At 66.3% G+C, this 26,215-nt stretch carries 25 protein-coding genes; 8 read left to right on the forward strand and 17 right to left on the reverse strand.

What is annotated here, in order from left to right; all coding sequences use genetic code 11:
• Nucleotides 1–186: 186 nt before the first annotated feature.
• On the reverse strand, nt 187–324 hold the full coding sequence (locus FPY90_RS08105) for a methionine/alanine import family NSS transporter small subunit (protein WP_083410922.1): 138 nt from the start codon (nt 322–324) through the stop codon (nt 187–189).
• Nucleotides 321–1,898 carry a sodium-dependent transporter gene (locus tag FPY90_RS08110; RefSeq protein ID WP_071212869.1) on the reverse strand — a complete coding sequence of 526 codons (1,578 nt, stop codon included), beginning with the start codon at nt 1,896–1,898 and terminating at the stop codon, nt 321–323. Before FPY90_RS08110 ends, FPY90_RS08105 begins: the two co-directional genes overlap by 4 nt.
• Nucleotides 1,899–2,008: 110 nt before the next feature.
• On the opposite strand from FPY90_RS08110, the gene FPY90_RS08115 reads away from it, so the two are divergent.
• The 3 genes from FPY90_RS08115 to FPY90_RS08125 are packed head-to-tail and all read left to right on the forward strand — an operon-like array spanning nt 2,009 to nt 4,402.
• The gene (locus FPY90_RS08115) at nt 2,009–3,415 is read left to right on the forward strand and encodes a PucR family transcriptional regulator (RefSeq protein ID WP_071212868.1); all 1,407 of its coding nucleotides are present in this window, start codon (nt 2,009–2,011) and stop codon (nt 3,413–3,415) included.
• 26 nt (nt 3,416–3,441) lie between these two features.
• Nucleotides 3,442–3,876, forward strand: a complete 435-nt coding sequence (locus FPY90_RS08120; protein ID WP_071213228.1) for an SMI1/KNR4 family protein — start codon at nt 3,442–3,444, stop codon at nt 3,874–3,876.
• 10 nt (nt 3,877–3,886) lie between these two features.
• A complete protein-coding gene (locus FPY90_RS08125; RefSeq protein ID WP_498684925.1) occupies nt 3,887–4,402 on the forward strand; it encodes an HIT family protein in 516 nt (171 codons plus the stop codon).
• Between the two features lie 20 nt (nt 4,403–4,422).
• Here the strand turns inward: FPY90_RS08125 and FPY90_RS08130 are convergent, their stop codons facing one another.
• A complete protein-coding gene (locus FPY90_RS08130; protein ID WP_071212866.1) occupies nt 4,423–5,520 on the reverse strand; it encodes a polyprenyl synthetase family protein in 1,098 nt (365 codons plus the stop codon).
• A 186-nt stretch (nt 5,521–5,706) separates the two neighbouring features.
• The gene (locus FPY90_RS08135) at nt 5,707–6,405 is read right to left on the reverse strand and encodes a demethylmenaquinone methyltransferase (RefSeq protein WP_498684927.1); all 699 of its coding nucleotides are present in this window, start codon (nt 6,403–6,405) and stop codon (nt 5,707–5,709) included.
• Nucleotides 6,406–6,523: 118 nt separating this feature from the next.
• Between FPY90_RS08135 and FPY90_RS08140 the strand changes: the two genes are divergently transcribed.
• The 4 genes from FPY90_RS08140 (at nt 6,524) to FPY90_RS08155 (ending at nt 10,505) form a co-directional block, all read left to right on the forward strand.
• Nucleotides 6,524–7,861, forward strand: a complete 1,338-nt coding sequence (locus FPY90_RS08140; RefSeq protein ID WP_498684929.1) for an isochorismate synthase — start codon at nt 6,524–6,526, stop codon at nt 7,859–7,861.
• 165 nt (nt 7,862–8,026) lie between these two features.
• On the forward strand, nt 8,027–8,818 hold the full coding sequence (locus tag FPY90_RS08145) for an ABC transporter substrate-binding protein (RefSeq protein WP_071212863.1): 792 nt from the start codon (nt 8,027–8,029) through the stop codon (nt 8,816–8,818).
• Between the two features lie 92 nt (nt 8,819–8,910).
• Nucleotides 8,911–9,705, forward strand: a complete 795-nt coding sequence (locus FPY90_RS08150) for an amino acid ABC transporter permease (RefSeq protein WP_071212862.1) — start codon at nt 8,911–8,913, stop codon at nt 9,703–9,705.
• An 11-nt stretch (nt 9,706–9,716) separates the two neighbouring features.
• The gene (locus FPY90_RS08155) at nt 9,717–10,505 is read left to right on the forward strand and encodes an amino acid ABC transporter ATP-binding protein (protein WP_071212861.1); all 789 of its coding nucleotides are present in this window, start codon (nt 9,717–9,719) and stop codon (nt 10,503–10,505) included.
• A gap of 205 nt (nt 10,506–10,710) precedes the next feature.
• On the opposite strand, the gene menD is transcribed toward FPY90_RS08155, so the two are convergent.
• From menD to FPY90_RS08190, 7 genes are all read right to left on the reverse strand, one after another.
• Complete coding sequence (menD, locus tag FPY90_RS08160; RefSeq protein WP_498684931.1) at nt 10,711–12,408, reverse strand: 2-succinyl-5-enolpyruvyl-6-hydroxy-3-cyclohexene-1-carboxylic-acid synthase; 1,698 nt, start codon at nt 12,406–12,408, stop codon at nt 10,711–10,713.
• A gap of 43 nt (nt 12,409–12,451) precedes the next feature.
• Nucleotides 12,452–13,570, reverse strand: a complete 1,119-nt coding sequence (locus tag FPY90_RS08165; RefSeq protein WP_498684933.1) for a hypothetical protein — start codon at nt 13,568–13,570, stop codon at nt 12,452–12,454.
• Complete coding sequence (locus FPY90_RS08170) at nt 13,563–14,090, reverse strand: RNA polymerase sigma factor (RefSeq protein WP_498684934.1); 528 nt, start codon at nt 14,088–14,090, stop codon at nt 13,563–13,565. The genes FPY90_RS08165 and FPY90_RS08170 overlap by 8 nt, the downstream gene beginning before the upstream one ends.
• A gap of 186 nt (nt 14,091–14,276) precedes the next feature.
• Nucleotides 14,277–16,352: a PhoX family protein gene (locus FPY90_RS08175; RefSeq protein WP_498684935.1), complete on the reverse strand. Its 2,076-nt coding sequence runs from the start codon at nt 16,350–16,352 to the stop codon at nt 14,277–14,279.
• 197 nt (nt 16,353–16,549) lie between these two features.
• Nucleotides 16,550–17,548, reverse strand: a complete 999-nt coding sequence (locus FPY90_RS08180) for an o-succinylbenzoate synthase (protein ID WP_498684937.1) — start codon at nt 17,546–17,548, stop codon at nt 16,550–16,552.
• 27 nt (nt 17,549–17,575) lie between these two features.
• Nucleotides 17,576–18,262, reverse strand: a complete 687-nt coding sequence (locus tag FPY90_RS08185; RefSeq protein ID WP_498684939.1) for an SRPBCC family protein — start codon at nt 18,260–18,262, stop codon at nt 17,576–17,578.
• Nucleotides 18,259–18,852, reverse strand: coding sequence for a winged helix-turn-helix domain-containing protein (locus FPY90_RS08190; protein WP_071212852.1), 594 nt, complete (start codon nt 18,850–18,852; stop codon nt 18,259–18,261). The genes FPY90_RS08185 and FPY90_RS08190 overlap by 4 nt, the downstream gene beginning before the upstream one ends.
• Nucleotides 18,853–19,012: 160 nt before the next feature.
• On the opposite strand from FPY90_RS08190, the gene FPY90_RS08195 reads away from it, so the two are divergent.
• Nucleotides 19,013–19,942: a phosphatase PAP2 family protein gene (locus FPY90_RS08195; RefSeq protein WP_498684940.1), complete on the forward strand. Its 930-nt coding sequence runs from the start codon at nt 19,013–19,015 to the stop codon at nt 19,940–19,942.
• On the opposite strand, the gene FPY90_RS08200 is transcribed toward FPY90_RS08195, so the two are convergent.
• From FPY90_RS08200 to FPY90_RS08225, 6 genes are all read right to left on the reverse strand, one after another.
• Entirely contained in the window at nt 19,897–21,096 is a 1,200-nt protein-coding gene (locus tag FPY90_RS08200) for an MFS transporter (protein ID WP_498684942.1), read from the reverse strand. The two genes, FPY90_RS08195 and FPY90_RS08200, sit on opposite strands and share 46 nt — an antisense overlap.
• Before the next feature lie 21 nt (nt 21,097–21,117).
• Complete coding sequence (locus tag FPY90_RS08205; protein WP_498684943.1) at nt 21,118–21,954, reverse strand: MBL fold metallo-hydrolase; 837 nt, start codon at nt 21,952–21,954, stop codon at nt 21,118–21,120.
• Nucleotides 21,955–22,104: 150 nt separating this feature from the next.
• On the reverse strand, nt 22,105–22,305 hold the full coding sequence (locus tag FPY90_RS08210; RefSeq protein ID WP_071212848.1) for a hypothetical protein: 201 nt from the start codon (nt 22,303–22,305) through the stop codon (nt 22,105–22,107).
• Between the two features lie 211 nt (nt 22,306–22,516).
• Nucleotides 22,517–23,950, reverse strand: a complete 1,434-nt coding sequence (locus FPY90_RS08215) for a dihydrolipoamide acetyltransferase family protein (protein ID WP_071212847.1) — start codon at nt 23,948–23,950, stop codon at nt 22,517–22,519.
• Entirely contained in the window at nt 23,947–25,047 is a 1,101-nt protein-coding gene (locus FPY90_RS08220; protein ID WP_071212846.1) for an alpha-ketoacid dehydrogenase subunit beta, read from the reverse strand. The genes FPY90_RS08215 and FPY90_RS08220 overlap by 4 nt, the downstream gene beginning before the upstream one ends.
• The gene (locus tag FPY90_RS08225; RefSeq protein ID WP_071212845.1) at nt 25,044–26,213 is read right to left on the reverse strand and encodes a thiamine pyrophosphate-dependent enzyme; all 1,170 of its coding nucleotides are present in this window, start codon (nt 26,211–26,213) and stop codon (nt 25,044–25,046) included. The genes FPY90_RS08220 and FPY90_RS08225 overlap by 4 nt, the downstream gene beginning before the upstream one ends.
• Nucleotides 26,214–26,215: the final 2 nt, after the last annotated feature.

Below are 26,215 nucleotides of genomic sequence, written 5' to 3' on the forward strand. Positions count from 1 at the left end.
TGGTGGTGTTATCTACCTCGAAGCCTATGTTGTGGCGTTCGGCGCCCGCCAGTGAAATTGGCACAGTTCCGTTCCCGCGGCGCAGTGCAGTTGCACAGAGCAGCACCGGCCCCGATACGAGCGCGGGCCCGTGCCCCGGGGTCTGTTCCCGGGGCACGGGCCCGCGTGTGGTGCGTTTGTCCGCAGTTAGAGTTCCGGCGCGATGTCTTCGGGCAGCTGGCCCTCGTCCTCGGGGTGCCGGGAGAGGTTGACCAGCGAGAGCGCAAGCCCTCCCCAAATGGTCAGCAGCGCGATAACCAACATGGTGATGGCGATGGGTGTCATGATACTTTTTCCTCATCTTCGTCGGCGGCGATCGCCGCGTATTCGGGGTCGTCGACCTTGGATTTGCGGCTCCAGGGCACGAGCGTCAGGATGACCGCCACAACGACTAGGGCTCCGGCCATGCCCCACCCGTAAATGGCCAGGAACTCCACCGGGTAGCCCTCGTACGGCTCGGTGATCTTGGTGACGAACTCGTTGTACAGCATGTAGGCCAATGCCAGCGGTGCAACGACGCCGACCAACACCATCCAGGTCCGGCGCATCTTGACCGTGGAGGTGCGGTTCAGGTGCTTCGAGAGCAGCGGGAGCTTGCGGAACACCCAGGAGATCAGCACAACGGCCACCAGGGCACCGGCGAGGATGCCGAAGCTGTTGACGAAGGCGTCGAAGGTGTCCAGCAGGTACAGGCCTGTCACCGTCGGGAAGAGCACTATCGAGATCAACGCAACCGGGACGCACACGGACACCGCCGAGGCGACACGGCCCCAGCCCGTCTTGTCCTGCACGGCCGCCACGATGACCTCGAGGATCGAGATCAGCGAGGTCATGCCGGCGAAAACCAGCGACCCGAAGAAGAGCACGCCCATCAGCGCACCGAACGGGGCCTCCGAGACGATCGTGGGGAAGGCGATGAACGCCAACCCGACACCTGCCGTGGCGACCTCGTCGATGGCGCTGCCGGCGGCCTGGGCCATGAAGCCCAGCGCCGCGAAAACACCGATGCCGGCGAGGATCTCGAACCCGGAGTTGGCGAACGCGACGACCATGCCGGAGCCCGTGAGGTCGGTCTTGCGCTTGAGGTACGAGGAGTAGGTGACCATGATGCCGAAGGCCACCGAAAGCGAGAAGAAGATGTGGCCGTAGGCGGCGGCCCACACGCCCGGGTCGCCCAGGGCTTCCCAATTGGGGGTGAAGAATGCGTTCAGGCCGTCAATCGCGCCGGGCAGGAACAGCGACTGAACCACCAGAAGGACGAACATGACCACGAGCAGCGGCAGGAAGATGCCGTTGGCTCGCGAGATGCCCCTGCGGACTCCGGCAACCATGATCACGATGATCACCAGCCAGACGACCAGCAGCGGCCAGAAAATACCCGGCACGTATTCGAGCTTAACCCCCGGGACGTCGGCGACTTGCAGGAATTCCCCCATCAGGAAGCCGGCCGCGTCATCACCCCAGGCCTTGGTGACCGAGAACCAGGTGTACATGGCCGCCCAGGCGATGATGACCGCGTAGTAGATGGCGATGATGAAGCACACCAGCACCTGCCACCAGCCCAAGACCTCGGCGCCACGGTGCAGGCGCCGGTATGCCAAGGGCGCCGAGCCACGGAACTTGTGTCCGATGGCGTAGTCAAGGAAGAGCAACGGGATGCCGGCACTCAGAAGCGCCGCCAGGTAAGGGATGAGGAAGGCGCCGCCGCCGTTGTCGTAGGCGATGTACGGGAAGCGCCAGATGTTACCCAGGCCGACGGCGGAGCCGATGGCGGAGAGGATAAAGAGTTTTCGCGACGAGAAGGTTTCCCGGCGCTCCTGGACGGGGTTTCCGCCCTGGACTGAAGATGGAGTGGTCATGTTTCAACGTTACCCAAAGAGTGCGGCCCTTTGTGAAGTGAATCCCTTTACCGGCCGCTTTCGGCCATCGCCATAGTACGAGTGCACAAAATTTCTCTTAGTATTAGTGCATGGCCATCACTCTGTTGAAACTTCTTGAGTCCCAAACCCTTGGACTCAAGGCCCACACCAACGTCGCCGGGGTGGGACACAAACCCATTGAGTGGGCGGCCGTCACCGAGCTGCGAGACCCCTCCCCCTTTCTCAGCGGAGGGGAAATCGTGCTCACCACGGGCCTGCGGCAAAACACGATTGCCAACCAGGAGGCCTTCGTCGCCACGGTCCACGGTGCTGGCGCCCTGGCGCTGGGTTACGGGACAGGGCTGAGCCACCGCAGCGTCCCGGCCGCGGTGGTCCGCAAGGCCACCGAGCTGGGACTGCCGGTCTTCGAAGTCCCCTACGAAACCCCGTTCATGGCCATCACCAAGCTCATCGCCGATGCGTTGAACGACGACCACCTCAAGCGCCTCGAGCAGCTTCTCCAGGGCCACCAGAAGCTCGCCTCCACCCTGCTGACCGGCGGCCTGCGCGCGATGCTCAGCGAGCTGTCCCGGATGCTGGGCACCGCCGTGGCCCTGACCCAATATGCCGCCCGGATCCACGGACCCGAATTGGGCGACGACACCTGGCACGAGGTGCCCATCGCCACCGGGCTCCGGGACAAATGCACCCTGTACCTGTCCGAGCCCTACGAACACGACGGCCTGGTGCACTACGCCCAGGGCCTGATCGGCCTGGAACTGGCCAACCAGGCCAGGCTGCGGGAATCCAACCGCCTGGTCGCCGGGCAGGTGTTCTCGGACCTCATGGCCGGAACCCTCAAGGGCTCGGAGGCCAACGCGAGGCTCCAGGGAATCGGGGTCGTCCCCAGCCAGCCGCACTCGGTGGTGCTGGTCGCGGCGTCCCCGGGGCAGGAAAATGCCCTGCGCACCCTGCCCATCCCGCCGCAATTCGAGCACATCGTCTCGGCCATTGTCGAGGACCGGCTGGCGCTGGTGGTGGCACGCAACGACGGCACCGAGGTGGCCGACGGGATCGACCGCTACCTCCAGGGTGCAGGCATCGGGGCCCGTGTCGGGTTCGGCGGCGGCTACACCCAACCCAACGGACTGCGTTGGAGCTTCTTCGAGGCCATCGAGGCGCTGCGCCACGGCGAACGAATCAACACCCCCTCCAAGCTGTCGCTGACCTCGCTGCTGCTGGCTGCCCGAGACGTGCCGCTGCAGGCCCTGGCGCAAGAGGCCCTGGAGCCGCTGCAGGTCTTTGACAAGAAACACTCGGCCGAGTTGTTGGGCACATTGCGCAGCTACCTGGAACTCGACGGCAGCGTCGGGGCGGTGGCCGAAGCCCTCGGGTTGCACCGGAACACCGTGCGCTACCGGCTGCAGCAAATCAGCGAGCTCTCCGGCTACGACCCCACGACCACCGCGGACCGGGTGCAATTGTGGCTGGCGTTGACCGCGATGGACCTGAACTAGGGCGCCGGCCGACTAAGATGGTTGGCATGGCTGAAATGTTCCTTGAGAAGTTCCGTTCGCTGGTTCCGCTTTACCTCGAGGACGAGTGGCAAGTTGAAGATGGACTGACCGAGTCCGAAATCGAAGATGCCCTGTCCGAGGTCGGCTCCCCCATCCCGCTGGTCCTGCGCGAGTTCTACCTGGCCCTGGGCGGCTGCGAGGACCTCATGGAGGCCTACCACTACTTCTTCGACCCGGACGAGCTCGAGATCGAAGACGGCTACCTCTTGTTCCTGGAGGACGAAGAGGAAAAGTACGTATGGGGCATCCGCGTGGACCAGCTCGAGGTCCCGGACCCGATCGTGTACCGCCGCCAGAATGCCCGCGGCATCTGGAAGTCCGAGGAAGGCACCTTCAGCGAGTACGTCCTGGACATGTTCAGCTGGGTGTTCGACGAGCTCTCCCCCGAGCTCAACAACTAACGCGCGGCCCATGGGCGGATTGTGGAAATCGCATGCTCCGCAGGGCTATGCCTGCCCGTTTTGCGAGCTGCTGGCCGGCGGCCCGCTTTCGGAGGGAAACCTCTGCGTACCCACCGACCTGATCTACCGCACCGAATCCGTCGCCGTGATCATGGCCTGCGACGGATTCGGCCCCTACGGCGGGCATGCGATGGTTATCCCGGTCCAGCACCATGAGGCGCTCTACGACCTGCCCGACGAGGTCGCCGCGAACATCATGTTCGAGACCAGGCGCGTCGCCCTGGCCATGAAGCATGCCTGGAACCCGGAAGGGACCAGCACCCGCCAGCACAACGAGCCGGCCGGGAACCAGCACGTCTGGCACTACCACCAGCATGTCTTCCCGCGCTTCCCCGGCGACAACCTCTACGGGCACCTGCGCCACCGCGTATCGGTTGAAGAACGCGCGCAAAAGGCCGCCCAGTTGCGGGCGGCCCTTGACGAAGCAAATCTTTGGGGAGACTCCCCCGACGGATTCGGTTTTTAGTTCCTGGTGTCCGACCCGGCTTAGAGCTCGCGGGTGACCACAGCGTCGGCAAAGGCGGCCAGGGATTCCTTGACGGTTCCCTCCGGCAGCGGCGCCAGGGCCTCGATGGCGGCATCGGCCCAGTGCCGGGCCACGTCCCAGGCCTGGTTGGTCGCCGGGTTTGAGGCCACCGCGGCAACGGCTCTGGCCAGCGCGTCATCCTCGGTCAGGTCCCCGTCCACCAGCTCCAGCACCTTCGCTGCAGCGGTGTCTCCGGCCGCGGCCGCATCGCGCATCAGCAGGATCGGCAGCGTCGGGACGCCCTCGCGCAGGTCGGTGCCGGGGGTCTTGCCCGAACGGACCTGCGCGCCGGTGACGTCGATGACGTCGTCGGCGACCTGGAAGGCCACCCCGACCTTCTCGCCGTAGGAACGCAGCACCTCCACGTACTGCGCCACTCCGCCAAAGAGCGCGCCGAAGGCACCGGAGGTGGCCAGCAGCGATGCGGTCTTGTCGGAGATCACGTTCAGGTGGTGCTCGATCGGGTCGTCGTCCTCGCGCGGGCCGACGGATTCGTGCAGCTGGCCCAGGCACAGGCGCTCGAAGGTGCGTGCCTGCATGGACACGGCCTCCGGGCCCAGCTCCGCGCCGATCACCGAGGCGCGGGCGAAGATCAGGTCGCCGGTGAGGATTGCAACCGAGTTGCCCCAGACCTCGTGGGCGGTGGGGGCCCCGCGGCGCAGCGGCGCCGAGTCCATGACATCGTCGTGGTAAAGCGTGGCCAGGTGGGTCAATTCCACGATGGCCGCGGCCTTGATGACGTCCTCGGTCACGCCCTCGCCCAGCAGGGAGGTGAGGATCACCAGCAGGGGCCGGATGCGCTTGCCCCCGGCCTCGACCAGGTGGCGGCTGGTGGCATCGATCAGCGGGTCGGAATTGGCGATCGCATCGCGCAGCAGCTTCTCGACCCTGGCCAGCCCGGTGGCGATGGCGGGACCGAACTCGGGGTCCTGGGCGATGAGCCCAAAACCGCCGGGAAGGTTGACCGCGGCGGCCAGCACGCTGGTTTCCGGGTTCAAATCGAAGGAGTCGTGCACGCCGTGTCCGGCAGCTGTCCAGTTTGTCTGGGAATCGGTCACTGTTCTAAGACTTACTATCTCTCGACGGTCGGCTCCAGGGGCGGCGTGTGGCCGATTCTGGGTGCTGGTCGGTTGGCACCAGCTGCTCAAGTACAAGGTTCACTCTATCGCCATTCACCGCGCGGGCTCCCTTTGTGCCGGGATCGCGGCAGGTCGAGGACCCCGGGAGGGCGCGATTGGCCATTCTCAGGCCTTCGGTTTGGTGGCCCGGTGCACCGCCACGATCCCTCCGGAGAGGTTTCGGTAACGGCAATTTTCCCAGCCGGCTTCCTCGATCCACGCGGCCAGCCCATCCTGGGTGGGCCAGGCGCGGATGGATTCGGCCAGGTAGACGTATGCGGCGGGATTGGAGGAAAGCTTGGTGGCCACCGGCGGCAACGCCCGCATCAGGTACTCGGAGTACACGGTGCGGAACGGGGCGAAGGTCGGGTGCGAGAACTCGGCTACGACCAGTGTTCCGCCGGGCTTGGTCACGCGCAGCATTTCCGCCAGCGCCTTCTTGGGCTCGTTGACGTTGCGCAGCCCGAAGCTGATGGTGGAGGCATCGAAGCTGTTGTCGACGAAGGGCAGGTTGGTGGCGTCCCCGGCGACGAAGTCGATGTCGGGGCGGCGGCGCTTGCCGACCTTGAGCATGCCCTGGGAGAAGTCGCACGCCACGACGCCGATTCCGGCATCCGCGTACGGTTCGGAGGAGGTGCCGGTGCCGGCAGCCAGGTCAAGGACCCGCTGGCCGCGCTTGGCACCCACCGCGTCGACAACGACCTTTCGCCATCGCCGGGTCTGGCCCAGGGAGAGGACATCGTTCATCACGTCGTAACGCGGGGCGACATCATCAAACATGGCTTGGACTTCTTCGGGGCGCTTTTCCAGCGATGCACGGCTCACCGTTTCATTGTTGCAAAGTTCACGGGCATCGGGAAAACCCTTGCTGCTCCGGCGCCCGGGTGAGCGGGGCCACTACCGCCCCATGGGGCCCGTTCCGCGGCGGTAAGCTAGGCAGATCATGACTTCGCAACTTTCCGCCGCCTTGGGGACCCCGGTCCCGGGCACCGTCCCGCTCCTGCGTTCGCTCACCGTCCAGCGGCCGGCCATGAGCGAACACGGCCTGCTCGACTACATCACCCGCGACGATTCCCTGGTGTGGTCCCGACATGGCGAGGGAACCATCGGTTTCGGCCAGGTCGCGAGGTTCGAATCCACCGGCCCTGAGCGCTTTGCCCTGGCACACGCGTGGTGGGATGCGGTTTCCGATGCGGCGCAGGTAAGTGACCCGCTGGATTTACCGGGCACCGGCCTGATCGCCTTCGGGGCGTTTGCCTTCTCGTTTTCCAGCACCTACTCCTCCCGCTTGATCGTGCCGCGGATCGTGGTGGGCCGCAACGAGACCTGCAGCTGGATCACCTACACGGTGTCGGACCCCGAAACGGAACTGAGCGCAGAGGCGGCCGAGGCGGAACTGGCTGCCTTGCTGGAGGACTACTCCCCCGAGCACGAGCTGGGCGAGGGCCTCGACCGGCTCGTGGCCGGGCAAATCTCGGAGCAGGAATACAAGGACTCGGTGCGCAAGGGGGTTGCGGTCATCGAATCCGGTGCCGCGACCAAGCTGGTGCTCGCCCGCGACGCGGTGGCCGAGCTCGCTTCCCCGATCGCCGTGGCCCAGGTCCTGCGCCAGCTGGTGCTGCGCTACGACGACTGCTGGACCTACTCGGTGGACGGGCTCATCGGAGCCACCCCCGAAATGTTGGTGCGCGTGCGCGGGGACATTGCCGAGGCCAGGGTCCTGGCCGGGACCCTTGACCGAGCCACTGCCCCGAGCGGGGATTCCCGCTACGCCCACCGCATGCTGATCGAGGACGAGAAGCAGCGCCACGAGCACCAGTTGGCCATCGACTCGCTCACCGAGCAGCTCGGCCCGCTTTCCTCGGGCATGGACGCCCCTGACGAGCCCTTTGTCCTGCAGCTGCCCAACGTCTGGCACCTGGCCTCTGACGTCAAGGCGTCCCTCGCGGCCAGGGCCGATGGTTCGGTGCCGAGCGTGCTTGATTTGGCCGAGGTCTTCCACCCGACGGCCGCCGTGTGCGGGACTCCCACCAAGGAGGCCGGCCGGATCCTGCGCGAGCTCGAGGGCATGGACCGCGGGCCGTACGCAGGACCCGTGGGATGGATCGACACCCGCGGAAACGGCGAGTTCGGCATTGCCCTGCGTGGTGGAGTCATCGAATCGCCCACCTCGGTTAGGCTCTACGCCGGGTGCGGCGTGGTTGCCGCTTCCGATCCGGCGGCCGAGCTTGCCGAGTCCTGGGCCAAGATGCGCCCCATGCGCGAGGCACTGGGCATCTAGGTTTTTGGGCAAGCCCACGTCGTACAACGATTGAACAACGAAGCTTGTTTACCATGAGAAAAACAATGTAGCCTGTGAGGCACATCTCACAAGGGCTGCGCTGCCGGTTAGAATGAACTTCAACGCAAAACCTGCGAGCGATCACCTAGAGAAGGATCACACTCCATGCGGATTACATCAACCGTGCTCAAGTCATTGGCAGTAGCGGCCGTGGGGGCCCTGGCCCTGACTGCCTGCGGCAGCAGCGAAACCCCTGCTGCATCGTCGACGGACGCCAACGCGCTCAAGCTCATCAATGCCGGCAAGCTCACCGTTTGCTCCGACATCCCGTACGAGCCGTTCGAATTCGTCAAGGGCGGCAAGAACGTCGGCTTCGACATGGACATCGCCGCCGAAATCGCCAAGGACATGAAGGTCGAACTCACCGTGATCGATTCCGGCTTCGATGCAATCGAGTCCGGGCTGTTCAAGACGCAGTGCGATATCGCGATTTCCTCGGTGTCCATCACCGATGCGCGCAAGGGAAACATGGACTTCTCCACCCCGTACATGGATGACGACCTGACCCTCGTCGCCAAGGAAGGCTCGGGCGTCACCGACCTCGAGTCCGCCAAGGGCAAGAAGGTCGGCGTACAGCAGGCCACCACCGGTGCGAAATTCGCCACGGAAAACGGCCTTGACGCCATCGGCTACGAGGACTCGGGTCTCCAGCTCGCTTCGCTCAAGGCGGGAACCACCGTTGCAACACTGGGAAACCAGTCGGTGCTGGGCTACGCCATCAAGGACGACCCCACGCTCAAGCGCGTTGCCGATTTCAAGACCGGCGAACAGCTGGGTGTTGCAGTCCCCAAGGGTGCGGGCGCAATGCTCGACCAGGTCAACACCACGCTCAAGCGCCTGACCGATGACGGTTCACTGGCCAAGTTCACCGAGACCTGGTTCGGCGCAACAAACTAACTTCAGTCCCATTTGATGCAGGCACTCAGGCGAGGCCCTGGCTCCCGATCGGAACCGGGGCCTCGCCATCTTTCACGGAAGGCTTCAATCCCATGGCCATGACCACTCGTCAACGCGCCCGATTAAGCAAAATCATTCAGATCGTCATCTTCGTCGGCGTCATCGTGGCGGTGGTGCTCCAAGTCGACTGGAAGATCCTCGGCGACAACTTCTTCGCGTTCGACAAGCTGGGCCCCATCTTCCCCGAGCTGATCACGGTCGGCCTGAAGAACACCCTGTACTACACGGTCATCTCCTTTGCCTTCGGATTGGCCCTGGGTCTGCTCCTGGCGCTCATGAAGATGGCCAGCTTCGCTCCGTACCGCTGGTTCGCGACCGGATTCATCGAGTTCTTCCGCGGGGTTCCCGCAATCCTGGTCTTGATCGCCTTTGGCTACGGTGTGCCCACCGCCTTCCCCGGCACGAGCTGGCCGCAACCGGTAGTGGTCATGGTTTCCCTTGGCTTGGTTTCAGCCGCCTACATCGCCGAAACCCTGCGCGCGGGCCTGCAAGCCGTCCCCAAGGGGCAGATTGAAGCCGCCAGGTCGCTGGGCATGCCCGCGTGGCGCGCCATGGTCACCATCGTGATCCCCCAGGCCTTCAAGATCGTCCTGCCGCCGATGACCAACGAAATCATCTTGCTGACCAAGGACTCGTCCCTGGCCTTCATCTTGGGGGCGAGCATGGCACAGTACGAAATGACGAAGATCGGCCGAGACGGGATCACCTCCCTGGGCGCCGGCATCACCCCCTTGATTGTGGCCGGTGCGTTCTACCTCGTCATCACCATTCCTTTGAGCCTGATCGCTCGAAAGTTTGAATCCCGTTCTGCACGGACGAAGCGTTAGGGAAGTACCTCATGTCTGACAACAACACCCCAACCACTTTCAAGGCATCAGGCGTGGACATCCGCGGCCTGCACAAGTCCTACGGCGACAACGAAGTCCTCAAGGGCATTGACCTGGAGGTCAAGCCCGGAGAAGTCGTATGCCTCATCGGACCCTCGGGTTCGGGGAAATCGACCTTGCTGCGCTGCGTCAACCTCTTGGAGAAGCCGAATGCCGGCGTCATCCACGTCGGCGGATTCGACGCCACCGACCTCGACGTGAACCTGGACAAGATGCGCCAGAAAGTTGGCATGGTATTCCAGCAGTTCAACCTGTTCCCGCACCTGACGGTGCTGCAGAACTGCACGATCGCGCAGACCAAGGTGCTCAAGCGCCCTGCCGCCCAGGCCCAGGAAACGGCCCGGAAGAACCTGACCCGCGTGGGGCTCGGGGACTTCGGCGACCGCTACCCCGACCAGCTCTCCGGCGGCCAGCAGCAGCGGGTGGCCATCGCCCGTGCGCTGTCGATGGATCCGACCTTGATGCTCTTTGACGAGCCGACCTCGGCGTTGGACCCGGAGACCGTTGGCGAGGTGCTGGCGATCATGCGCTCGCTGGCCAAGGGGGGCATGACCATGCTGGTGGTGACCCACGAGATGTCCTTCGCCAAGGAGGTCGCAGACCGGGTGATCTTCATGGACGGCGGCGTCGTCGTCGAGCAGGGGCCCGCCAAGGAGGTCATCGGCAACCCGCAGCAGCCGCGCACCCAGGACTTCCTCAAGCGCGTGCTCGATCCCACCCACGTGGAGATCGCAGAGTAGGTCCCGCACACCGGAAACCCCGAGGGGCGGTTTGGCATCCACCCGGATGCCAAACCGCCCCTCGGTCCTTAACCGCACCGCAAGCGGCGCGCCTGCGGCCGTAGCTGCCCCTTCAGCCGAGCTTTCGCGAACGGGACCCGCCCGGTTAGACGATGGGCCAAGCTTGCCCCAGCAAGGGGGCCCGTACGTTTCCGGCGGCTCCGGTCTAGCGGATTGGTGGCCAGGCCAGTTCTCCGGTCCGTGCCGCGATGCCCGCATGCAGGGCACGCAGACCGGACCTCGTCACGGCCACCTCGATGATGCGACGGGTCCCGGGGCGCTGCAGCACGTCCCGCAACTCGTCCACGGTGTCCACGGCCAGGTATTCCCAGCCGTAGGCCTGGGCCAGCGGCTGGATTTTGACCCGGTGCGGTGTGGCAAAGAGACGCTCGACGGCGTTGGCGTAGCGCCCGGATTCGGCCACCGCACCGTGTTCCAGGGTGGAGAAAATGGCGCCGCCCGAATCGTTGAGGACCACGACATCCATCTCTGGAGCGACTTCACCCTCGCCGATCAGCAGCGCTCCCACGTCATGCAGGAATGTCACGTCCCCGACCAGCAGCGTGGTCTTGCGCCCGCCGCGGGCCTGGGCGATGCCCGTGGCGGTGGCCAGCGTTCCGTCGATCCCGGCCAGTCCCCGGTTCGCGTAGACCGTTGCGGAGGGATGGGGTGCAGGGCGGCCGCAGAGGTCGGCGTCGCGGATGACGTTGGAGGATCCCAGGACCAGGTTCCCGCGGGACAGTGCCCAGGTTTCGCGTGCGACCGCCGGTCCGTCCAGGACGCCGTCCGCCGCAAGGACTTGCTCGATGGCCTCTTCGGCTTGCCGCCCCAGTTCCTGCCACTGCCCCAGCCAGCCGGCGGGACCGACCCCGGCGAACCGTGCCAATGCGGCGGGATCTCCGATGGCCTGCTCGCGCCGGCGTCCCGGTTCAAACCACGGGGCTGGGGCCGGGGCCCACAGCGCCGAAACGATGTCCGGGTTGGCCAGCAGCATGCCCACGGGCCGGGTCAGGGTGGGACGGCCGAACAGGACCACGCGCTCGATCCGTGCCATGTGACTGCTCAGCAGCGTCCGGTACGGGCCAATGGCGTTGGGTCCGAATCGCGCATTGGAACTCGGCTCGGCAAACAGCGGCAGGCCCAGCGCCCGGGCGAAGCCCTCGGCCTCGGGGCCGGCACCGTGGCCGGCGACCACCACGGTTCGGCGTTCGGTCACCGTTTTGTGGTTCCGCCATCCCGGGTCGTTGTCGGAGGCGAGCGCGACGGGCGGATAGGTGACGTTGGCGCCGAATTCCGGCAATCTGTCCCCGGGTGCCGGAACCAGCGGGTCCCGGAAGGCCACATTGATCTGCACCGGGCCCGGTGCCACCGCGGCGGTGCCCCGCGCGAGGGCCAGGGCCTCGGCCACCAGGGCATCGGGGCGTGTACCGGCGGGAATGGTGACGCTTCCGCGCACATGCGCACCGAACAAGTCGATCTGGTTGGTGGTCTGGTTGGCGCCGGTCCCGTGGAGCTCGGAGGGACGGTCGGCCGAGAGGACCACCAGCGTGGCTCCGACATGGTTGGCCTCCATGACTGCCGGCAGCAACTCCCCCACCGCGGTGCCCGAGGTGGTCAGCACCGGAACCGGCCCGCCGCCGGCCAGGGCCAGCCCCAGCGCGGTGAACCCGGCAACGCGTTCGTCGATGCGCACATGCAGCCGGATGGTTCCTGCGGCTTCCGCCTCGGCCAGGGCGTAGGCCAGCGGGGCGCTGCGTGATCCGGGGCAGATCACCACGTCGCGGACCCCGTGGGTCTGCAGCGCGGCAAGCAACAGGCGGGCAACTTCCATGGAGGAAAGTTCGGGAACGGAATCGGAGGGCATGGGTACCATCCTAATTCCGTCCCCGACCAGAACCGTTTTCCGCCTATTCGGAGATGGCGATGTAGCGGGTGACCATGCTGGTCTCGAAGTGCCCCCGCGTTTCCGGGTCGTCGTCGGCCACGAACTCTTCCATGTAGTTCGTCAGCCGCCCGGTCTGAGGATTGAACATGAGCATGGTCCGGTAGGTCCCTCCCTCGTTGGGTGTTTCCACACCGAAGGCGACGGCTTCCCGGTCCCATCGATCGGTGGTGGTCCCGATGACATTCAGCCCTTCGAGTTTGGCCAGCGCTCCCAACAGCGAAGCGGATTCCGCCTGATCGAGCCTTCTGTCCATCATGACAAAGCCCATGATCTGCAAGAATCCCTGGGGACCGTCGTTAACGGCTGCACTGTCAGGCCGCAATTGATCGTAGATGCTCGAATAGAAGTCCTCGGCGGTGCGACCCAGCGTGGTGTCGAACATGTTCCTGCGCTCGCCGGGAGCGAACTCGTGGTTGATCACGGTGCCTGGCTTGTCCATCAGATTCTTGCGGTTGTACTTGACGGACTCGCCGGTCAACGAAAAAGGCTCTCCAACGGTTTGCCGGATGGAGCTGCTGCCATCCGGGTTCACTCGATGTTCGTTGAACGTCGGGATCGACAAGCGATCATCGAAGTCCCCACCGTCGCCGAAGGCCCCTCCCTCCCAGTGCCCGATGTCGATCCGGCCCGGATCAAAGTCGGCCGGGTCCGGATGGGATTCCGCTGCCTGGATCAGGTTCCCCAGAGCTTCCTTGGTTCCCACGGCGCTTGGAGTCATCTTTTCCACGGGCATGGGTGATGCGGTGGCCTTTGTGGTGCCATCCAAAGCGGATCCCAGCGGCACTGCCACGAGCACGCCGGCGGCGACGGCGGCCAGGGCTCCCAGTATCCACCGGCGCGTGGTCCTGCGGGTGGCGTCCAGCGCCACGACGTTGCTGGGCGCCGGCTCCCCAGGCTCCCCTGCGGCGGGCTCCACAGCAGAGTCGGTTGAAGCCATCGTGGCGGGTGTCGCGGCAAGGATGGAGGCCAGGTCGTCCAGGGCGCGCTGATCCAGCTCCTGGACCTGTTCGACGGGGAACGGGTTGGCATTCCGGATCCCTGCGTCGAGCGTGCTGTCGTCCTCGAAAAGTTGCTTAGGCATGGTGAACCCCGCTTCGTAGGATGTTCTTGAGGGACTTGCGTGCGCGGCTGACCCGTGCCCAGGCCGCTTCCTGGGAACAGCCCAGGACGTTGGCCAGTTGTTGGGCGCTGAGCTCTTCCCAATAGGTCAGGTACAGGATCTCGCGTTCGGCATCCCGCATGCCCAGCATGGCCTCGCGCAGCTGGAGGGAGTGTTCGTCCCCGGCATGGCGTTCGGGACAGTGCTGCAGCTTGACCTCGAGGGCGGCGACACGTAGCTGGCGCCGGTACTCGTTGCCGATGAGGTTCTTGCAGGTTTGGTACAGGTAGGCCAGGCCCAGGTGCTCGGCCTGCTCGAACTTGGACCATGCCACCCGGAAGGTCTCGCTGGCCAGGTCCCGGGCCGTCTCGTGGTTGTTGATCCGGCGTTGGGCATAGGCAAGCACCAGCCAATAATGCTGCCGGTAGAAGTCGCTGAACCGCTCTTCGGGTGCGCTTGGGGGTCCGTGTTCGCCCTCCAGCAACCTTGCATCCGGTTGCATGGGCCTCCCTCGATCTCGTTGGTAAGTCTTACACCCTATCTATTTCCACCAGCGGGGCGTTCCTGACATGGGGAAACCGAAAATCTTCCGGGCAGGCAAAAGCGCCCTTGGCGGCAACGAACCTTCTCGTTGCCGCCAAGGGCGCTCGGTGGCGCATCGACGCCGCACGCATGCGGCGAAGCGCGGCTACTTCTTGGGACCGTGGCCCTTGGCCGAGGTGAAGACCTGGACCACCGAGGGGCGGGGGCCGTAGACCTCGCCGCGCTTGGCCTTGGAGGGGTTCAGCACGTAGTCCGGGAAGAACGAGATCGGGTCGGCAAAGGTGCCGCCCTCGCCGGGGTGCTGCACGGCCACGAACACCGAACCGTCGCGGTCGTGGATCAGCGGGCCGCAGGTCTCGGCGCCGGCCGGGACGGCCAGGAACTGTTCGACGCGGCCGCGGTCCGCTCCGGTCAGGGTGACCTTGTGCAGGGCGTCGCAGTACCCGATGGTGCCCGGCTGCCCGTCGGTGGAGATCCACAGGTTGCCCTTGGAGTCGAAGGCCAGATTGTCCGGGCAGGAGATCGGGGAGACCTTCTCCTTGGGGTAGCCGGAGAAGTAGGTGCTCGCGTCCTTGGACGGGTCCCCGGCGACCAACAGGATGTTCCAGGCGAATGCGGTGCCCGTCGCGTTGTTGTTGGCCTCGGTCAGCTCAATGACGTGGCCGTCGCGGTTCCGGGTGCGCGGGTTGGCCTCGTCCACGGTTGCCTTGCCGGTGGTGTCACGCTGGGTGTTGTTGGTCAGGGCGATGTAGAGCTTTCCGGTGACCGGGCTCGGCTCGACGTCCTCGGGGCGGTCCATCTTGGTGGCCCCGACCTTGTCGCCGGCCAGGCGCGTGTAAACGAGCACCTCTTCCAGGCTCATGCCCGGGACCTGGGAGGCGCCGTCCTTGACCAGAGGGATCCAGGTGCCGGTGCCGTCGAAGGAACCGTCGGCGGGAACGGCGGCCGACCCGTCGATCTGGGAGGCCGGGGAGTTGCCGGAGAACTTGGCGACGTAGAGGTCGCCTTCCGAGAGCAGGCCCATGTTGTGCTTGCGGTCCCCGCGGCGGTACTTCGCCTTGGAGACGAACTTGTAGACGTAGTCGAAGCGCTCGTCGTCGCCCGAGTAGGCCACGACCCGCCCGTCGTTGGCAATGAGGACGTTGGCTCCCTCGTGCTTGAAGCGGCCCAGCGCGGTGTGCTTCACCGGGGTCGAGTCCGGGTTCTGCGGGTCGATCTCCACGATCCAGCCGAAGCGGTTGATCTCGTTCTCGTAGCCCGGGTTGTGGGCGGAGAAGCGCGGGTCCACGTCCTCCCAGCCGCGCTCGGTGGCTTTGTCGGAGATGCCGTAGCGGGCGTCGGTCGCCGAGCCGGTGCCGCGGAAGTACTGGTTGAAGTTCTCCTCCCCCGAGAGCACGGTGCCCCACGGGGTGGTGCCGCCGGCGCAGTTGTTCAGGGTGCCCAGCGCCTTGCGGCCAGTGGGGTCCGCGACGGTCTTGAGCAGCTCGGACCCGGCGGCCGGGCCGTCGATGGCAAAGGCCGTGGTGGCGGTGATGCGGCGGTTGCGCTCGCCCCCGCGGACGTAGCTCCAGGGCGTGCCGGCCTTCACGCGCTTGACCTCGACCACGGAGAACCCGTGGGCGGCCATGGCGATCTTCGCGGCCTCGGCCTTGTTCGCCTCGAACCAGGCGGGGTCGAACATCAGGTCTTCGTTGGTGTATTCGTGGTTGGCCACCAGCACGCCGGAGCGTCCGGAGTACTTGTCCACGATGATGTTCAGGTAGTCGTTGTTGTAGCCGAACTGGCCGGCCTGGCGCTTGGCGCTCTGCTTGGTGATGTCGAACTTCGGTGCGTGGTTGAACAGCGGGTCGCCCCAGCGGATGATCGGGGCCCAGTCGTAGCCCTCCGGTACCGTCATGGCATCAACCGTGCGCGGCACCGGGGCGATGGCCTGGAAGGACAGCTTCCCGCCGCCCTGCGGGGCCACGATGGTGTCCGCCTGGGCTCCCGGTGCCCCCAGGGTGTCAACGCCGATGACGAGTGCGGCCGAAGCCACGGCACCGATGCCCAGGATGGAGCGGCGGCTCAGGGCTGCGTCGGCGATGTCGCGGAAGTAGCTGTTGGAGCTGGTGTTGCACACGTCCTTGGCGCAGGCGTTGCCGCACTTGAAGTGGCAGGTGGCCGCGTCGCGGTTGCCGCGGGTGTGGCCGAGCATGGGAAGGAAGGTTCGTGTAAGGCTCATGGTTTTCTCCGTGCAACGCTATCGAGTGGATGACTTCGATTCCCAGCGTTCCAGCCACCGGTGAGCGTCCGGCCGCCGCAAGGTTAACGGCAGGCAAGCGGTGGGTGTCCGTTTCGAGGTGCGGGGGCCGAATCGTGGCACGGGTCACGAAGCCGGCGGAGATCCGGCATTTGCGGCGGGAAGGTACCCTGCACCGGCTACCGGTTGGGCGCAAGTAATTCCCGGTGGCAGTCGGCCAGGCGGTGGTGCCACCAGCTGCGGCGTTCGGCGTTGACCTCGTGTTTGCGCAGCAGGTCGGGATCGGCGGCGATGTCCCGCAAGTGCAGTTCCCCGCCCACGGCCAGGAACCTGTCGTTGGTGATGTCGGAGGAAAAAAGCGAACCGGTGGCCAGCCCGCAGGCGTAGGGCAGCTCCGGCAGCGCGGCGGCGAGTGCGGCGCCCTGGCGCAGGCCGATGGAGGTGTCCAGGGCGGAGGAAACCACCGCGGGCAACCCGGCATCGCGAACCACTTGGAGCGCCCGACGGACCCCGCCCAGCGGCTGGGCCTTGATCACGATCAGGTCGGCAGCCCCGGCACGGGCCACCGCGAGCGGGTCCGATTCCTTGCGCACCGATTCGTCGGCGGCGATCAGCACCCCGAGTCCGCGGCGTGCGACTTCCTCGCGCACCCGCGCCAGGCCGTCGATTCCCGCCACGGGCTGTTCGGCGTATTGCAGCCCGAATCCGGCCAGCGCTTCCAGTCCGGCCAGGGCTTCGTCATGGGTCCAGCCCATGTTGGCGTCGATGCGGATGGCGGCCTCGGGAAACAACCGGCGGACCTCGGCCACGCGGGCCACGTCCTGGGCAAGGTCCTGGCCGGTTTCGGCGACCTTGACCTTGATCGTGTGCGCCGCGTCGTAGGAAGCCAGGACGGCAGCGACCCTTTCGGGGCCCACGGCCGGCAGGGTGGCGTTGACCGGAACGGATTGGCGCACCGGATCCGGGTGGCCTTCCCACGCAGCTTCGATCCCCGAGCGCAGCCAGGCCGAGGCCTCGGCCGGACCGTATTCCAGGAAGGGAGAGAACTCGCCCCAGCCCGCCGGGCCCTCAAAGAGCATCGCCTCGCGGTGCCGCACGCCGCGGAACTGCACGGTCATGGGCAGGGAAATCACATGTGAGGCGTTGATGAGCTCGTCAAGGTCGGGCAACTGGGTCATGGGCTCCAGCCTATCTTCCGTTGATGCTCAGCCCTGGTAGGCGGCGTCGAGCGCTTCCTGCCAGGCCGCGGTGTTGGCCTGCGCATCGGCGCCCGTGGCGAAGTCGTGCACCGTCAGCCCAACGGGGCCGCCGAAGGCGTTGCGGCCGAAGATCCGCACCAGTGCGTCGGAGGTGCGCAGACCCACGAAGTTCTCGTTGCGGAAGTCCACGGTGGCCCGGGTGGTTCCGCGCCCGGGCAGTTGGAGTTCCAGTTCGGCGCCGGCCGCGGCGTCGTCCAGGCCCAGGGCCGAAAGCCAGGTTTCCAGTGCGTTCGGGGCCTTAGAGGCCTCGGGTCCCTGGATGTCGCTGAAGGCCACCGGGAGCCCATCGAAGTGGCGCAGGTACTCGCCCAGGGTATGCAGGTAGAAGGCGGTGTGCTTGGAGGCCCCGTCGTATTGGTTGTCCCAGTCGTCGACGAAGATTCCCGAGTGGACGTAGCGCAGCGCGGTGCCGTTCTCCCCCGGGGTCAGCACGTGCTCGAGCTGGTTGAACCAGCCGTCGGGTCCGTCCATCCGGGTAACCAGGTGCGTGGGGTACTCGTCCACCGTGCGCACGGAGGGCCATTGGTCCGTGGGGAACATCCAGGCTGCGGTGCCGTTGGTGACAGCTTCCCAGATCCGTTCCGGTGTGCTGTCGATCGCCAGTTCTTCGACGATCTCGAATTCCTTGCTCATGGCGTACCTTCCTTCAAGGTGGGGTGCAGGGCCACGACCAGGCGGTGGGCCCGGGCAGCGGGTGCGTTGGTGTTGTCGTGGTACTTGGTGGCGAGCCGGGCGACGGCGAGGCCGAGCTCGGCGCTGAATTCCGCCCGTTCGCGGGCGGATGCGAAGACGATGTCCGCGTCGATGGCGAAGGTACCGAAGCCCTTGCGCACCTTGCGTGCGCCGATGAGAAGGGCGCCGACCTCGCGGATCGTTCGTGCGGCCAGGGCAAGCAGCCAGGTTGCGGAGAATTCGTTCCGCAGGACCGCGGGCGCCGGGGTGAGCGACGCAAGACTTTGCGGCGAGATCACGTAGGACGCCGCGGTTGCCTGCATGAGCCGTTCGGTCATGATGCCCTTGTGGCGCAATTCCACCTGGGCCAGCAGCCCGAGTTCGGCCATCTGGTTCAAGTGGTAGGTGATTTTCTGGCGCGGGATCTCCAGCCTGGCCGCCAGCATGCTCGCCGAGGCGGGTTCGGCCAGCTCGGCCAGCAGCCGCTGGCGCATCGGGTCCAGCGTTGCCGCCGCGGCCCGCGGGTCTTCGATCACTTCGAGGTCCAACATGTTTCCAAGAATCTCACTGACAAATTAATTTGTCAATGGATCGTCGAGGTCCGTAACCCGCTGCGGCGTTGCCCTCTCCTCGTGCGCGGGCTTGGCGGATCCATGGGAGAAAGCCCACGTTCCGGGCCACCGGCAAGGATTGTGTGAAACCCTGTTGGCAATGAGTTTTTCCTCCAAGCCCCCGCCCAACCAATCAACGGGCAGCGCCCTGCTCCCCTGGTACGGCGCGTTGGTGCTGCTGGCTGCCCTCTTTTGGGCCTGCTACAGCTTCTTCGTGATGACCAAGCTCGGCCAATGGATCGACGAGGCGGCGTTGCTGGGCGGCGAGGCGTTCCTGGCTGCGGACAAGACCCGGGGCCCCGCGCTGGCCTTCCTGGACCACATGCCGGCGGCCTCGGCGCTGCTGGCCGGCGGATTCATCCTCTTTGCCCTGCTTCGCAGGCGCGATTTCCTGCGCCCCGCGGTAGCCGGGGCCCTGCTGCTGGGTGCCGCCGGATCCACCCAATTGCTCAAGCATGTGTTGCTGGTGCGGCCGGATTTGAACATTTCGGGCGCCTCGATGAACTCGTTCCCCTCGGGGCACACGACGTTCGCCGCCGCGGCCATGGCCGCGATCTTCATCGTCGCCCCCGTGGCGCACCGTCCGCCGGTGGCCCTGCTGGGCTGGGCCTACGCAGCGGTGGCCGGGGCCTCGACGCTGGTGCTGGGCTGGCACCGCCCCAGCGACGTGCTTGCCGCCTACCTGGTGGTTGCTTGGTGGAGCGTGCTGGCCGGGTTGTTCCTGCGCCATGCCCACGGGAGCGGTCCCGGACCCCGCACCGCGGCCGCCGGCTCCAGGTCGGTTCCCGAGCGGCTCTTGCGCGCCTCAGCGGTGGTGGGCGCCGTGGCTGCGGCAGCGGCACTGGGCCTCGCGCTGGCCATGGACCACCCGGCGATCGGTACCGTAGGGAACGGCGCCCTGTTCGTCTTCCTGGCCGTGGGCCTGGCATTGGTCCTTGGCACCGCCATGGTCACGGGCTGGTTCATTCATGAGCTTTTTGCCCGTTACGGGGCACCCATCCGCCGCCGGTTGGTCCGAGGAATGAAATAACCGAAGATCCCCGCTCCCAGCAGCGAGATCCCGCCGATCGCCATCACCCCGGCGCCCAGCGTCGCTACGGCCACCAGGACCGAGAGCAGCACCGGTCCGGCCATGGCGCCGGTGTCGGACATCAACCGCCACAGCCCCAGGAACTTGGGCCGCCCGGCCACCGGCGAGTAGTCGGCTCCCAGGGTCATCACGATTCCCGAGCCGATGCCGTTGCCGAATCCCAGCACCATGGCCACGGCCAGCATCGTGGGCATGGAGTGGGTCAGCGGCAGCAGGAACAGCGCCAACGACATCACCGCCATGCAGGGCACCGCGACCCAGGCCCGGCCGCGCTTGTCCATGACCTTGCCCGCGGGGTAGAAGATCAGCATGTCGATGGCCCCGGAGAACCCGTAGACCAACGAGATCGTGGCCGCGTCCAACCCGATGCTTTCGCCCCACAGGGGAAGCACGACCTGGCGGGTTGAGCGCACCGCGGAGATGCAAACGATGCCCAGCCCGATCCCCAGCAGGATCCGCCACTGGTCCTTGGCAATGGAGAGCATCGATCCCCCGGCGCGGCTTTGGCCTGCTTCAACCGGCGCCCGGGTCTCCAGGTCCGGAATCCACAGGCATACGACCGTGGCAATGGCCATGGCCACCATGCCCACCCAGTAGGCCCCGGCGATGCCGAGCCACTTCATGGCCAGGGTGGCGGCGAAAGGTCCGATGAAAACCCCGATGCGCATCACCCCGCCCAGGGTTGACATGGCCCTGGCCCTGAATTCCAGCGGGACGGCCTCGGCCAGATAGGTCTGCCGGGCCAGGTTGAACACGGCCCCGGCCATCCCCAGCATCGTCACGCCCACGGCAAAGAGGCCGAGGCTCGAGGGGACGATGCCCAGCACCATGCCCAGGGCCGCCCACCCTGCAGCGAAGACCATGGCCAGCCGTTCGCCGACCTTCGTGGTCAGCACCGCGGCGGGGACATTGGAAACCAGGGAGCCCACGCCGACCAGCGTGACGACCAGTGCGGCCGTGGCCAGGTTGGCCCCGCGGTCCAGGGCGGACAGGGCAATGATGGGCGTGACCGCACCCAGCCCCAGTCCGTACAGCAGGGAAGGTGAATACACTTTCACCGCGATCCTCCGCAGGCTGAAAGTTTGTGCACTCATGTGTTCATCCTACTGAACGGGCTATGGCATGGTTTTGCTCAGCCTTTGCAGGAAGATCGTGGATTGTTCGGGGCCGTAGGGCAGCACTTCCAATTGGTGGGCGGTGGGGTCGAAGCTTCCGGTCGGCCAGGAGCGCACGATGGTTTCCCCTTCCAGGATTGCGGCCAGCATTTCGCGGTGCTGCCGGCGCACGAATTCCAGGTCAACCGGGTTTCCGTGCCCGGGCACCACCACCACGTCGTCGTCGCATTCGCGCACGAGCCTGCCCAGCACCTCCGCCCAGAGATAGGGGTTCGAATCCTCGAAGTTCGGCGGTCCGCCCTCCTCGACCAGGTCGCCGGTGTACAACACCTTGCCGCAGCGCACCAGAAGGTCTCCGCTGGTGTGCCCGGGGCCCAGGCCAAAGAGCTGCGCGGTGACATCGCCAAGCTCCAGCGTGCCCCCGGTTTCCGCGACGATGTTGGCCGGCACGACGATGCCCGAGTGGTCTCCCTGGCGCAGGGCCATTTCGGGTTCCAGGAAGCGCACCAGCTGGCGCTCGAACTCCCCGTTGCGGCGCAGGTGCTCGATTGCCGCTGCCGTGGCGTGGAAGTTCTCAACGCCCTGCGCGGCAAAGTAGCCGTTGCCAAAGACGTGGTCGCCGTGGGCATGGGTGTTGACCACAAGCAAGGGGAGGTCGGTGATCTTGCGGATGGCCGCATACAGGCCCTCCGCTTCCCGCGGCCCGGAGCCGGTGTCGATGACAGCGGCGCGGTCCTGGCCCACGATCAGGCCGGTGTTCATGGAAAATCCGTGGTTGAGCAGTCGCCAGCAATGCGGGGCAAGCTGTTCCACGCTGGGTACCAAGGGCTGCTTCATGGCGGTTCCCCGTTTCCTCGGTGCCGGGCGGTGCCGGTGTTTTGGCGATATCCACATTCTGCATGAAAATCGGTCCGGGCAAAACCGATTCCCCGGGGACCGCAGGGGCATGCCGGGGAATCGGGTGGCACCACCGTGGAACGGCAGGTGCTAGGGAACGGTGATCTTGATCTTCCCGAAGGGGACGGTCTCGTCAACGAAGGCCTGTTCGGAATGGCCGCCGAGTCCGCGGATGTGAACCCCGTACTTGCCTTCGGCCATGGACTCCCGGAAGATCGGCATGACCGTTTCGATGTGGAGTTCGTCCTTGCCTACAAGGTAATGCTCGTATTCAGCAGGTAGCTTTTCCATGGCATCAGGATAGTTGGTCGCCGCCGCTTTCAATAGGGGGTGGTGGGAAGCTGATCCGGGCCTCGGCCAAGGCGGTTGGCGATGGCGAGGCGAATCACGTGCCAGCGGCAGCATCCCTGAGCCCCGGCGGCGGATGCGCAGGTGCCCGCGGCGCGGTTCCATGAGGAACCTCTCGCCGCGGGCACCTGCTAGGCCGCGATACGGGAAACCGCTACAGGTCCGCCAGGACCGAGGCCGGGTTTTCCATTGCGTCGGCCACGAAGCGCAGGAAGCCGGCGGCCGTGGCGCCGTCGCAAACCCGATGGTCGAAGGCCAGCGTCAACTCGGTGACCTTGCGGACCGCGAGCTCGCCGTCCACGACCCAGGGCTTGTCGATGATCCGCCCGACGCCCAGGATCGCAACTTCCGGGTAGTTGATGATCGCCGCGGAACCGTCGACGCCAAAGACCCCGTAGTTGTTCAGGGTGAAGGTGCCGCTGGTGAGCTCGGCGACCGTGGCCTTGCCGGAACGGGTGACCTCGGTCAACCGTGCCAGTTCGGCATTCAGCCCGCGGGCGCTGAGCAGCTGGGCGTTGCGGATGGACGGGACCATCAAGCCACGTTCTGTCTGCGCGGCAATGCCCAGGTTGATGCCCTCGAAGCCCACGATCTCGGCTTCACCCTGCGCGTTGTGCTCGATGCGGGAGTTGAGCGCCGGGTACTTCTGCAGCCCGGCAACCACGAAGCGCGCAATGAAGGCCAGCAGCCCCGGGGTGTTGTCCGGGTCGGTTCCCTTCATGGCCGAACGCATCCGCACCAGGTTGGTGGCGTCCACGTCCACCCAAACCGTGGCCTCGGGGATCTCGCTGCGCGACCGGCTCATGGCCTGGGCGATGGTCTTGCGCACGCCGTTGATCGGGGTCCTGGTGGAAATTCCCAGGCCCGAGCGCGCATCGATTCCGCCCTCGGCCCCGGATGCCGAGGCAGCCTCGCGCGCCGGTTCGGCGGTCGGTGCCGCGGCCTGCGCCACCGGCGCTGCCGTGGTTGCGGCGGCAGCCGCCTCGATGTCCGAGCGCAGGACCAGCCCGCCGGCACCACTGCCGTTGAGCGTGGCGATGTCGATGCCGTGGTCCCGGGCCAGTTTGCGCACCAGTGGCGAGATCACCAGAGGGGCGCGGCGCGGCACGGCGGCGGGCACCCCGATGGCGGTGGCCGGTGCGGTGCCGGCATCGGTGCGCGGGCGGCGCTTGCGTGCCTTGGCCGAGAGCCCCTCCGGGGTTCCGTAGCCGATAAGCACGTTGCCCGAACCTTCGCTCGCCGGGGCCTTGGTTCCGGCTCGTTCCTCCTCGCGGTAGCTCTGGGCGACCTCGCGTTCCGGGATGCCGGACTTGGGTTCCACGGCGGGCGCCGCCGGGGCGACCGCGCCTTCCTCCAACACCGAAAACAGCGGGGAATCCACCAGCACCATTTCGCCGACGGTGCCGTGGAGCTCATGGACGGTTCCGGCGTAGGGGCTGGGCACCTCCACCATCGACTTGGCGGTTTCGACTTCCGCGACGGGCTGGTCGATGACGATGGTGTCGCCCACGGCAACCAGCCATTTCACCAGCTCGGCCTCGGTCAATCCCTCGCCAAGGTCCGGCAACAAAAAGGTCTTCACGCTCATGCCCCTTCTTCCCATTGCAATGCATCCACGGCATCCAGGATGCGGTCAACGGATGGCAGGTAGTACTTCTCGAGTTTCGGGGCCGGGTACGGGGTGTCGAATCCCGTCACGCGCAGCACCGGAGCAGCCAGCGAGTGGAAGCACCGCTCCTGGATCCGGGCGACGATCTCGCTGGAGACCGAGGCGAAGCCCGGCGCCTCGGCGATAACCACCGCGCGCCCGGTCTTGCGGACGGACTCGCAGATCGTTGCGTCGTCGAGCGGGACGATGGTGCGCACGTCGATGACCTCGAGGCTGCGGCCCTCCAGGGCTGCTGCCTCGGCCGCGGCCATCGCGGTGGACACCGAGGGACCGTAGGCGATCAGCGTCGCGTCGGTGCCCGAGCGGGCCACCGCGGCGCGCCCCTCGGTCGGTGGCACCGCATCGGTCTCGTGCGAGAGCCGCAGCGCCTCCAGGTCCACCTGCTCCTTGGTCCAGTACAGCTTCTTGGGTTCCATGAAAATGACCGGGTCCGGGGAGTCGATGGCCTCGCGCAGCATCAGGTACGCGTCGCGCACCGTGGCCGGGGTGAAGACCTTCAGGCCCGGGGTGTGGGCGTAGTAGGACTCGGAGGAGTCGCAGTGGTGCTCCACTCCCCCAATGCCGCCGGCATACGGGATGCGGATGACCATCGGCAGGGGCATCCTGCCCTTGGTGCGGTTGTGCATCTTGGCCACGTGCGAGGCGATCTGCTCGAAGGCCGGGTAGGCGAAGGCGTCGAACTGCATCTCGATGACCGGGCGCATGCCGTTCATCGCCATGCCGATGGCCATGCCCACGATGCCGGACTCGGCCAGCGGGGTGTCGAAGCAGCGCCCGGTGCCGAAGCGCTTGGTCAGGCCGTCGGTGATGCGGAAGACCCCGCCCAGGACCCCGACGTCCTCGCCGAAGACCAGGACCGAATCCTCCAGTGCCATGGCGTCGGCCAGGGCGCTGTTCAGCGCCTTGGCGAAGGTGACCGGCTGGGTCCCGGCGTCGGCGGTGCGTGCCGCGGCTGCGGCGGTGGCGGCTGAAACGTTGCCGTTGGCCGCCGAAGATGTGGTTGCCGTGGGGCTCATTTTGCGTCCTCCTCGCGGGCGAGTTCGTCGGCGAGCATCGCAGCCTGCTCGGCCATCTGGGTGGTGGGTGTCGAATAGACGTGGGCGAACAGGTCGGCCGGGTCGGGAACGTTTTCCGAGTTCATGCCGTCGCGCAGGGCCGTGGCGACGGCCTCCGCATGGGCGGTGATCCGTGCCTCGGTGTCCTGGGGCAGCAGCCCGGCATCGGCCAGGTAGGTGCGCATGCGGGTGACCGGGTCCTTGTCGATCCAGCCCTGCACCTCGGAATCCTCGCGGTATCGGGTGGCGTCGTCGGCATTGGTGTGCGCCTGCATGCGGTAGGTGTGCGCCTCGACCAGCAGCGGGCCGTTGCCCTCTCGGGCCAGACGGACCGCACGGCCCAGCACGGCCAGCAGGGCCACCAGGTCGTTGCCGTCCACGCGCTCGCCGGCCATGCCGTAGCCGACGGCCTTGTGGGCCAGGGAGGGTGCAACCGACTGCTGGGACAGCGGCACGGAGATCGCGTACTGGTTGTTCTGCACGAAGAAGATCACCGGAAGGTTGAAGACCGCGGCGAAGTTCAGTGCCTCGTGGAAGTCGCCCTCGGACGTGGCGCCGTCGCCGCACATCGCCAGCACCACGGTGTCCTCGCCGCGCAGCTTGGCCGCGTGGGCCACGCCCACCGCGTGCAAAAGCTGGGTGGTCAGCGGCGTGGATTGGATCGAGACCTTGTACTGCTTCGGGTCATACCCGCTGTGCCAGTCCCCGCGGAACCCGGCCATCACTTCCATGGGCGCCACACCCTTGGCCATCACCGCGACGGTGTCGCGGTAGGTGGGGAACATCCAGTCGTTCTCGCCCAGGCACAGGGCAGCCGCCACCTGGCAGGCCTCCTGCCCGTGGCTGGAGGGATAGACGGCCATGCGGCCCTGGCGCACCAGGGCGGAATTCTGGTCGTTGACGCGCCGGCCAATGACCAGTTGCTCGTAGGCGTCCACCAAGGCCTTGGGGCTTGGCAGCGGGTATTCGTGGCCGGGTTCGGCCCCTTGCTGCCCCGAGGGGTGCAGCTTGCCGTTGATGTCGAGCATGTGGATTTCGGTGCGCGCAGGGAGCATGTAGTCCTCGGGGGTGATCCCGAATTTGCTGCTCACCTGCTCGATTGCATCGCGTGGTTCGGTGGTCGTCACGG

Source organism: Arthrobacter sp. C2, from assembly GCA_024207135.1.
In the GTDB taxonomy this organism is placed as follows: domain Bacteria; phylum Actinomycetota; class Actinomycetes; order Actinomycetales; family Micrococcaceae; genus Paeniglutamicibacter.